General features: G+C 43.7%; 9 protein-coding genes. 8 read left to right on the plus strand and 1 reads right to left on the minus strand.

The window, feature by feature from the left end; genetic code table 11:
• The 4 genes from AC4GME_RS14795 to AC4GME_RS14810 all read left to right on the plus strand — a co-directional run.
• On the plus strand, positions 1 to 615 hold a 615-nt coding region (locus tag AC4GME_RS14795; protein ID WP_490379658.1), incomplete at its 5' end, for an ATP-binding cassette domain-containing protein.
• Positions 612 to 1,757 carry an ABC-2 transporter permease gene (locus AC4GME_RS14800; protein WP_490377466.1) on the plus strand — a complete coding sequence of 382 codons (1,146 nt, stop codon included), beginning with the start codon at positions 612 to 614 and terminating at the stop codon, positions 1,755 to 1,757. The genes AC4GME_RS14795 and AC4GME_RS14800, both read left to right, overlap by 4 nt.
• A 597-nt stretch (positions 1,758 to 2,354) precedes the next feature.
• Entirely contained in the window at positions 2,355 to 5,015 is a 2,661-nt protein-coding gene (gene ppdK / locus AC4GME_RS14805; protein ID WP_490377465.1) for a pyruvate, phosphate dikinase, read from the plus strand.
• 37 nt (positions 5,016 to 5,052) lie between these two features.
• The gene (locus AC4GME_RS14810; protein ID WP_490377464.1) at positions 5,053 to 5,283 is read left to right on the plus strand and encodes a transposase; all 231 of its coding nucleotides are present in this window, start codon (positions 5,053 to 5,055) and stop codon (positions 5,281 to 5,283) included.
• Positions 5,284 to 5,560: 277 nt separating this feature from the next.
• Here the strand turns inward: AC4GME_RS14810 and AC4GME_RS14815 are convergent, their stop codons facing one another.
• Positions 5,561 to 6,142 (minus strand): lipid-binding SYLF domain-containing protein, encoded by a 582-nt coding sequence (locus AC4GME_RS14815; protein WP_490377463.1) that lies wholly within the window; start codon positions 6,140 to 6,142, stop codon positions 5,561 to 5,563.
• Between the two features lie 777 nt (positions 6,143 to 6,919).
• Between AC4GME_RS14815 and AC4GME_RS14820 the strand changes: the two genes are divergently transcribed.
• The 4 genes from AC4GME_RS14820 to AC4GME_RS14835 all read left to right on the plus strand — a co-directional run.
• Positions 6,920 to 7,342, plus strand: a complete 423-nt coding sequence (locus AC4GME_RS14820; protein WP_490379659.1) for an SRPBCC family protein — start codon at positions 6,920 to 6,922, stop codon at positions 7,340 to 7,342.
• Positions 7,343 to 7,477: 135 nt separating this feature from the next.
• On the plus strand, positions 7,478 to 8,257 hold the full coding sequence (locus AC4GME_RS14825) for a ceramidase domain-containing protein (protein WP_490379660.1): 780 nt from the start codon (positions 7,478 to 7,480) through the stop codon (positions 8,255 to 8,257).
• Positions 8,258 to 8,336: 79 nt separating this feature from the next.
• Positions 8,337 to 8,648 carry a hypothetical protein gene (locus AC4GME_RS14830; protein ID WP_490379661.1) on the plus strand — a complete coding sequence of 104 codons (312 nt, stop codon included), beginning with the start codon at positions 8,337 to 8,339 and terminating at the stop codon, positions 8,646 to 8,648.
• A gap of 41 nt (positions 8,649 to 8,689) precedes the next feature.
• Positions 8,690 to 9,004: DUF411 domain-containing protein (locus AC4GME_RS14835; RefSeq protein WP_490379662.1), on the plus strand; the 315-nt coding region annotated here is incomplete at its 3' end.

Here is a 9,004-nt window from a genome sequence, read left to right on the forward strand (position 1 = left end):
ATTTATGGCTTATCCAGCCGGGAACAGAAGAAACGTGTTGATCAACTACTGAGCATCTATGCGCTTGAGCAGAGAGCAAAGCAGCTGGCGGGAAGCATGAGTGGCGGACAAAGGCAGAGGCTCAGTTTAGCCGCAGCAACGTTACATAAACCTGAACTGTTATTTTTAGATGAGCCTACATCGGCTGTCGATCCGGAAAACAGACGTGAATTTTGGGAGCAACTGTTCGATCTTTGTGAACAAGGCACCACTATCCTGGTTTCGACTCACTATATGGATGAAGCTGAACGCTGTCACAAACTGGCGATATTAGAAGCCGGTATTAAACGTGCTGATGGTTCTCCTGATCAGTTGATGAAACAGATGGGGGCACATGTTGTCGAAGTGGCGTCGTCAAATCTTCGTCAGCTTAAGCAGGAGCTGTTAACGCTGCCTGATGTGATCACCGCTGCGCAACTGGGGTCCCGCTTACGTGTTTTGATTAAAAATAGCCACGCTGATCCAGTTGCGTTTTTAAAGCTGCAACAAAATATCGGACCAGCAGATATATTAACTGTGGTTCGTCCAAGCTTAGAGGATGTATTTGTGACCTGTACGGGTGAGGGCAGGCAATGAAGTCTCTATTTAGAATCCAAGCCATTTTTAACAAAGAACTGATCCAGCTTAAACGGGACCATATGACGCTGCGCATGATCATTATCATTCCGTTAATTCAATTACTTTTATTCGGTTACGCTATCAACACCAATATTCGGGATATCCCCGTCGCTGTTGTGGATCACAGCCAGACAGGGTTAAGCCGGATATTAATACAAACTATTGACGCCACTCAGGTGGTTAAATTCACGCAGCACTATCGCAATGTTCAGCAGGCAGAAGCCGCTATTGCTCGCTCTGAAGTCCGTGCCGTTTTAGTTATACCTAAAGATGTTAGCCAGCGACTCGTGCGCCATCAGACTGTCGGGCTAGGCAGTGCTCCTTCTAGCGATCAGGAAACAAGTCGTCCTATTGCCCAGTGGATAGTTGATGGCTCTGATACTATGATCGCCTCGGCGATAAAGAGCTTAAGGGCTATGCCGCTAACGGAGCTGCTCAGTAAGCCTGCAAACCGCAATACACCGACCTTTGAAGTCGCATTGCTGTATAACCCGGAGCAGCGCACTGCGGTTAATATCGTTCCCGGTTTAGTCGGGGTGATATTAACCATGACCATGATAATGTTCACATCTGCTGCCATTGTGCGTGAGCGAGAACGCGGCAATCTGGAAATGCTGATCACCACGCCGATCCGTTCCATTGAATTAATGGTTGGAAAAATTATCCCCTATATGTTTATCGGGGCGCTGCAAGTGACTATTGTTTTGGGTTTAGGTTACCTGCTGTTTAATATACCGATTAACGGTAGTTTATGGCAATTAGCAGGCGCTACCTTACTGTTTATTACCGCCAGTCTCACTTTAGGATTAGTTATTTCAACCATTGCCAATAACCAACTGCAATCGATGCAGATGACAATATTTGTGTTACTGCCATCGATCTTGCTGTCGGGTTTTATGTTTCCTTATGAAGGCATGCCGATCCTTGCTCAATATATTGCCGAAGCCCTGCCGGCAACACACTTTATGCGTTTGATTCGTGGTGTGGTACTGCGTGACGTAGAGATTATCGATATGACCTATGATGTTAGCTGGCTGGCTATTTTCACCCTGGTGGGTTTGCTTGTGGCGTCTTTAAGGTTTAAAAAAAATCTGGATTAGCTATTTTCATAAGCGTTCAATCAATTCTATTCACTTATCTTTACGCTGCGCTTTACCGTTAAAAAACAAGTTTTTAAAAAGGTCATAGTTCAGCAGCAGCTTTGCGTTTTTCCTAATAACGTACATACTGAAATATAATTTATTGATAGCAATTGTTGGCAAATTTTTTTGCTGAAAATTAGTATTATCGGGTATTCCATGCTGTGCCTTGTTGTTAATGGATGTAGGGAATCCCGTAAAGCAGTTATTTTATTATTGATGGCCGGAGGATAGTTCTAAAGCAAGAGATAGACTGGCTGATACACAGCTCTCTGAATTTATTTTCTGTAAATTGTGTTATCCGTCTGTTGTGTTTCTACCTTGAGGATTTATCTGGGATTCACATAATTTGCCGGTCTTTTTTATTATACCATTCTAGGTAAGTAAGTGGTCAATTTAGGCGTAGGAAAAATAAATCATATCAAGGCATGAGTTGCAGTAAATGGTTGTTCCCTTTACAAAACTTGTAACGCAGAGATGGTTTATTTTAACCAGCATAAAAGATCAGATATTTATCTATAATGGTATTATCAGCTGAGACACTGAGGAGTAATGCCGATGGCAAAATATGTTTATTCATTTGGTGAGGGCAGGGCAGATGGCGATCTGTCGCTTCGCGGCTTGCTGGGGGCGAAGGGGGCCAATCTGGCGGAGATGTCTTCGATCGGTTTGCCAGTTCCTCCCGGATTCACCCTGACGACTGCTGTGTGTAAGGAATTTAATGAAGGTGACGGCAGTTATCCGGCAGAGATGCGTGCGCAATTTAAAAGAGCCCTGAAAATCCTGGAAGAGCAGATGGATAAGGGCTTTGGCGATCGGGAGAACCCACTGCTGCTGTCGATCCGTTCCGGTGCGCCTGCTTCGATGCCGGGGATGATGGATACGGTTCTTAATCTCGGCCTGAATGATCAGACAATTGAAGGAGTTATTGCCCAGAGCCAAGATCCCCGTTTTGCCTACGATTCCTACCGGCGCTTTATCCAGATGTACGCCAATGTTGTAAAGGGGATAAATGGCGAAATTTTTGAAAAGCTACTGGAAGAAAAAAAACGCAGTAAAGGCGTCGAGCAGGATAATGAATTGAGCGCTGAAGATCTGCAGCAGCTGGTGGGCGAATATAAGGCCAGTTATAAGCAGGCACTCGGTTGCGATTTCCCTGATGATCCGCAACAGCAGCTTTGGGAAGCGATTACCGCGGTGTTCGGCTCATGGATGAATCAGCGTGCCGTGACCTATCGGCATCTGAACAATATTCCTTCTCATTGGGGGACGGCGGTCAATGTGCAGGCGATGGTATTCGGCAATATGGGGGACGATTGCGCAACCGGCGTTGCATTTACCCGTGATCCAGCGACCGGGGAAAATTATTTTTACGGTGAGTATCTGGTCAACGCTCAGGGTGAGGATGTGGTTGCCGGTATCCGGACTCCGCAGCCGCTTAATAAGGTCAAGTATAAAGAGGGCGATCTGCCTGCGCTGGAAGATGTGCTGCCGGAGTGTTACCAGCAACTGCTGGAGATCCGGCAAACGCTGGAAATGCACTATCGAGAGATACAGGATATTGAGTTCACCATAGAGTCCGGCAAGCTTTATATGCTGCAGACCCGCACCGGCAAGCGGACCGCTCACGCTAGCATCAGAATTGCGGTGGAAATGGTTCGCGATGGTTTGATCAGTGAACGGGAGGCTGTGCTGCGGGTTGATCCTGAACAGTTGGAGCAGCTGCTGCATCCCAGTATAGATCCCGGCGCACAAAAAAACATTATCGCCAAAGGACTGCCCGCATCACCGGGGGCCTGTACCGGCAAGGTGGTGTTTAGTGCCGATGATGCAGAGGAGCAGAACCGCCTGAAACAGAAGGTTATTCTGGTTCGGATTGAAACCAGTCCTGAAGATATTCATGGTATGGATGCTGCACAGGGAATTCTTACCGCTCGTGGCGGCATGACCTCCCATGCGGCGGTTGTGGCTCGTGGTATGGGAAAATGCTGCGTCGCCGGTTGTAGTGATCTGAAAATCGATTATGAAAAACAGTTACTGGTTACCAAGTCCGGTCATACCATCAAACGGGGCGATATTATTACCCTTGACGGTAGTGCTGGTGAAGTGATTCTGGGTGATATGCCGAAAGTGCAGGCATCGGTCAGCGGCGACTTCGGTATACTGATGAGTTGGGCTGACAAGTTCCGCTGTCTCAAGGTAAGAAGCAATGCAGATACTCCCCACGATGCCAAGGTGGCCAGAGAGTTCGGGGCTGAGGGAATAGGCTTGTGCCGGACTGAACATATGTTTTTTGAAGGTGATCGGATTCAGGCGGTACGTGAAATGATTCTCTCTGCCGATCTGGCGGGACGGAAAAAGGCACTGGATAAGATTATGCCGATGCAGAAGGGCGACTTTATCGGTCTGTTCCGTGAGATGAAGGGGCTGCCCGTGACCATCCGCTTGCTCGATCCGCCATTACATGAATTTTTACCGCAGACGGATGATGATATTGCCGAGCTTGCTACGATTACCGGAATCAGCTTTTCCGCAGTGAAAGAGCGTGTCGAAGAACTGCATGAGTTTAACCCTATGCTCGGTCATCGCGGCTGTCGACTCGGCATTACCTATCCTGAAGTTTACGATATGCAGGTTCGGGCGATTATGGAAGCGGCCTGTGAACTGGTTAAAAATGAGGGCTATCAAATTGTTCCGGAGATTATGATTCCGCTGGTTGCTCATGTTAACGAGTTACGGATTCTGCGCGAAAATGCGGTCCGGGTTGCTGAAGAGGTGCTTAGCCGTTATGCCGTTAAGGTCGACTATAAAATTGGTACTATGATTGAGTTGCCACGCGCCGCGTTAATGGCGGACAAGATTGCTCTGCAAGCTGACTTTTTCTCCTTCGGCACCAATGATCTGACTCAGACCACTTACGGCTTGTCGCGGGATGATGCCGGAAACTTTCTGCCCGCGTATATCGACAACGGGGTCTTTCTGAGTGATCCGTTCGTCAAGCTGGACCGTGAAGGGGTTGGTCAACTGGTGAGCATGGCTACCGAAAAAGGACGTCAGACCCGGCTGGATTTGAAAGTTGGGATCTGCGGTGAGCATGGCGGTGAACCTTCAAGTGTGGAATTTTGCCACCATATTGGTCTCGACTATGTATCCTGCTCTCCCTACCGGGTACCAATTGCCCGACTGGCAGCAGCCCATGCGGCCTTGCAGGATGAGTGAACTGCTGCTGTGAATATTGAAGTGCCCAGCTAAATTTTTGGCTGGGCGAGTTATTCGCGATGATAAGCGCGGTGCGATTGGTGAAAGCACACCTAGGCGGGTTAGCAACATTGGCCTGGATAGTGATACGTGGTTAGATTTAGCAAGTAGTTTTGGCAAGGAGTATCACGGCGTAGTTGGCTCACTTGAAGCGCTTGCAAAATTTGCAGCGAATATAGGAAAACGCTGGATATCGGGGAAAACAAAATTGCAGCGAATGCTTCATTAATATCAGTTATTAACAACATATTTCCCTAATTAGCGCTTTGCTAAGGGATACTGATACTTGAATCTCAGCAAAATCTTCATCATTTAGTCCAGCTACAGCAAACACACCATTTTTATAGCGCTATGCCTCAAATACTCGAACATTTATGGATGGTTTGTATCTTTATCAACTTAGAGTTTAAATAAAAGGTTTGGCTGTCCCTGTATTTGCCTGCATTTGCCAATACAGCTAACAGCACTCCCTTTTTTATAGAAAATTATTGTTGATTCATTTAACTCTATTCTTCGCTATTCTCTACTACATCATCCGTAAAGTCAGTCGGCCAGAACTTATAACCTTGAACCGTCGCTTGTGCCGCCGCCCCCCATAAAGCCGATTGATAAATTCTCACACCATCAACATCGTATGAAGTATTGGCTGCCGCTTGTCCTCCTTCATCTTCATTTTTTGCACTGGCTTCAGCACGAGCGCCCGCATCCCAGCCATCTTCAAGAAAACGCCTCATCGCTTCAGCGTCACTATACGCATAGACAAAGGCGACTTCCTTAAAACCAATGCCAGCTCCAACACCTAATGATGCGAAGCGGTAATAATCTATTTTGCCTTTACTATGGAAAGTACAAACGCCACCGCCTGTTGAAGCAGCAAATAAATAACTGTCACTACCTGTACACACCAAATAACCTATACTTTTACTTACCGTAGACTTTGCATCTGGGTGATCATCATAAATATGCAGCAACGCTTCAGCCGTGTCTTTTCTCGCATTCTCTTTTTTGTCTGCCGGGGTACCGCCAGTTGCACAACCTAATAGAAAGATGCTGCTTAATCCCGCTAAAAAAATATGTTTCAACGCCATAATTTACCCCTCAACTTTCATTTGCTAATGAATTTGAGCAAATATGCTCGGTGTAAATATTTAATATAGAACGTTTTTCAAGAAAAGCATCCGTTCCTTAACTTTATTTTAACAATGAACGTAAAATGCCAAGAATACGTTTAGCAGTAAATCCGCTGCTTGATCTCAGCTCACAAAACTCACTGCACTGTATGCTATAAAAGTTTAATAGCAATTCCGTTAATTTAATTATCTATTGAGGGCTGTGAAAATCAATGAAAGCAATGCGTTGATTGTAGTAACTAATTGTTATAATTGAAGAATTAATAATGAAGAAAGCATAAATGAGTAGAATAAAAGGTTTGGCTGTCCCCGTATTTCGTCGGTATTTCGCCGCCCGTATTTCGTACCGTATTTGTACCCGTATTTGTATTTTTGCTCCCCGTATTTGTAGTTGCCCCGAGTCAAAAGAGTGCGGATCACTTATTCGTCAGCTTTGCTATTTTAGGCTGTCGCTAAAGGTTTGCGCTCTATCATGTGGCTGCTGATAATCAAATAGAGCAATGTGAAAGTAAGATCCTTAATATTGCTTTTAGTACTATTATTAACATGATCGCATGTAAATTGTAATGATAACCAATATCAACAGGTTTTCTGGATTTAATAATAGAAGCGGACTTATATTAGCTGTTATCGTTTTTTTCCCAAAAAATCTGCCCTCTTATTCAAGCCGCTGAGTAAGGCGCTTATGTAATCAATATCATTAATCAAGATCATTAATCAAGAAAGGAGAAAATCATGGGAAATTGTTATAACAAAATAGTGATTAATTCACCAATCGCCACTGTATGGAAGACTATCAGCGATTTCCACGATATGTCTTGGGCAGCAGAAGTTATTACCTCTGTAAAAGTTGTCGGCGACAAGAAAGGGGATGAAGTCGGGGCTAAAAGAGTTCTCAATGATCTATTTCATGAAACATTAACTGCGTTAGATGCACAGGCGTTTACCTTTTCATACAGCATAGATGATGGTCCGGGGCCTGTTTCTAAGTCAGCCGTAGAAAAATACATTGGCGTCGTTAAGCTGACAACATCTGCTAACGGTACTCTCGTTGAATGGAGCTCAACTTATGAGTCTGAAAATGAAGGTGAGGTTGCTGACTTTTGTAACCCTATCTATTCAGCGCTATTGTCAGCACTTAATAAAACACTTTCCTAACCCTTCGATAGCGCCTTTAGCGTAGGACTTAAGCTGCTGCGCAACTAGTTCTATGCTAAAGGCGTTAGCCATTGTGTAACCCACAATCAGTGCACAGCTTCTATAGTTAGATTATATCTAATATTGAGGTGATTTATGAGAAACTATATTCGCGAGTCAATTCTACTCCTGGTCATTATTGGCTCATTTATTATGATGATCTCTTTAGATACTATCAGCCAGGCTCAGTCTTATCATGATTTTGCAGATAAAAGAGCTATTTTTGCAATTCCCAATTTTTTCGACGTCACAACAAATATCTTCTTTGCTTTATTTGGGGGGATGGGATTGTATTTTTGTTTAACAAAAAAACAAAATATGGCTCCTTGCTCTTGGATTGTTTTTTTCCTCGCTGTAACAATTGTGTGCTTCGGCTCCGGGTATTACCATTGGAATCCGGATAACAACAGCCTGTTCTGGGATCGACTTCCAATGACGGTTGCTTTTATGGGCTTGTTTATTGCAATTTTGAGTGAATATGTGCATACAAATATTGAAAGGTTTCTCCTTATTCCAGCAGTTTTACTTGGGCTTTTCAGCGTTATCTATTGGGACTATAGAGATGATTTAAGATTTTATTATTGGATACAGTTGATTCCGCTTTTAACCATTCCTGTCGTGATGATTGTATTTAAAAGCCAATATACTCATCAAAGATATTTGATTTTTGCCCTCCTGTTTTATTTATTAGCAAAACTCACTGAAATATATGATAAAGAAATATTCTCTATGCTCTATGAACAATTCAGTGGTCATTCTCTGAAGCACATTCTTGCCTCTTTCGGGCCTTTATCTGTATTTTTTATGCTTAAAAAAAGAGAAGTAAGAACTATTACTGAGAAAACGTCCTCCATTAGTGGAACTTTAAGCAGGTAAATAATTTTATTTAAAGGCTTTGACCTTACCCTAAGGACATAGCTTATTATTAAAATTCACTCGCAGGTAATAAGTGGTTATGAAACGAATATTTAATTTCTATTTAATATTACAACTGTTATTTATTAGTGCTGTTCAGGTGCAGGCTGAAGTCAGGCATACGCCCGTGGTACAACAAACACAAAACTGTGTGTGTAATAGCTCGGTTGATATGAGCAATAATCAATGTTGTTCAACGGCGTCACTTTTATCTTTTGAGTTTGAGCGCTTAAATGCTTTACAAAAGTTACCCGCATTTCAACGCGCTGCTTTTTTCGACACAAAAAATAGTGTATTACAACATTTTCCCTCCCGTTTGTTCCGTCCTCCCATTGTTCTGCTCGTTAGTTAGCAACAAATTTTATTATTTAACTTATTTATGGATGGAAAATTATGAAAAAAATACAAACATTATTACTTAGCTTATCTTTATTCTCTGCTGGTGCGTTTGCAGCCGAAATGACTTTATATAAATCGCCTTATTGTGGATGCTGCAGTGCATGGGCTGAGCAAATAAAAGAAGCGGGATTTGATGTGATCGTCGTTGAACAAGCTAATAACAGTCAAATTCGACAAGAGCACGGTATTACGCCTGAGCTGATGTCGTGTCATACAGCTAACATTGGCGGTTATGTTTTAGAAGGGCATGTGCCTGTTGCGGATACCAAACGTTTGTTAAAAGAGAAACCTGCTATTTCCGGCCTTGCA

Source organism: Psychromonas sp. (assembly GCF_983033635.1).

Excerpts from the sequence above, each read along its gene's own strand:
- AC4GME_RS14815 (WP_490377463.1), bottom strand. The coding sequence starts at position 6,142 with ATGGCGTTGAAACATATTTTTTTAGCGGGATTAAGCAGCATCTTTCTA.
- AC4GME_RS14830 (WP_490379661.1), top strand. The coding sequence starts at position 8,337 with ATGAAACGAATATTTAATTTCTATTTAATATTACAACTGTTATTTATT.
- AC4GME_RS14825 (WP_490379660.1), top strand. The coding sequence starts at position 7,478 with ATGAGAAACTATATTCGCGAGTCAATTCTACTCCTGGTCATTATTGGC.
- AC4GME_RS14820 (WP_490379659.1), top strand. The coding sequence starts at position 6,920 with ATGGGAAATTGTTATAACAAAATAGTGATTAATTCACCAATCGCCACT.
- AC4GME_RS14800 (WP_490377466.1), top strand. The coding sequence starts at position 612 with ATGAAGTCTCTATTTAGAATCCAAGCCATTTTTAACAAAGAACTGATC.
- ppdK (WP_490377465.1), top strand. The coding sequence starts at position 2,355 with ATGGCAAAATATGTTTATTCATTTGGTGAGGGCAGGGCAGATGGCGAT.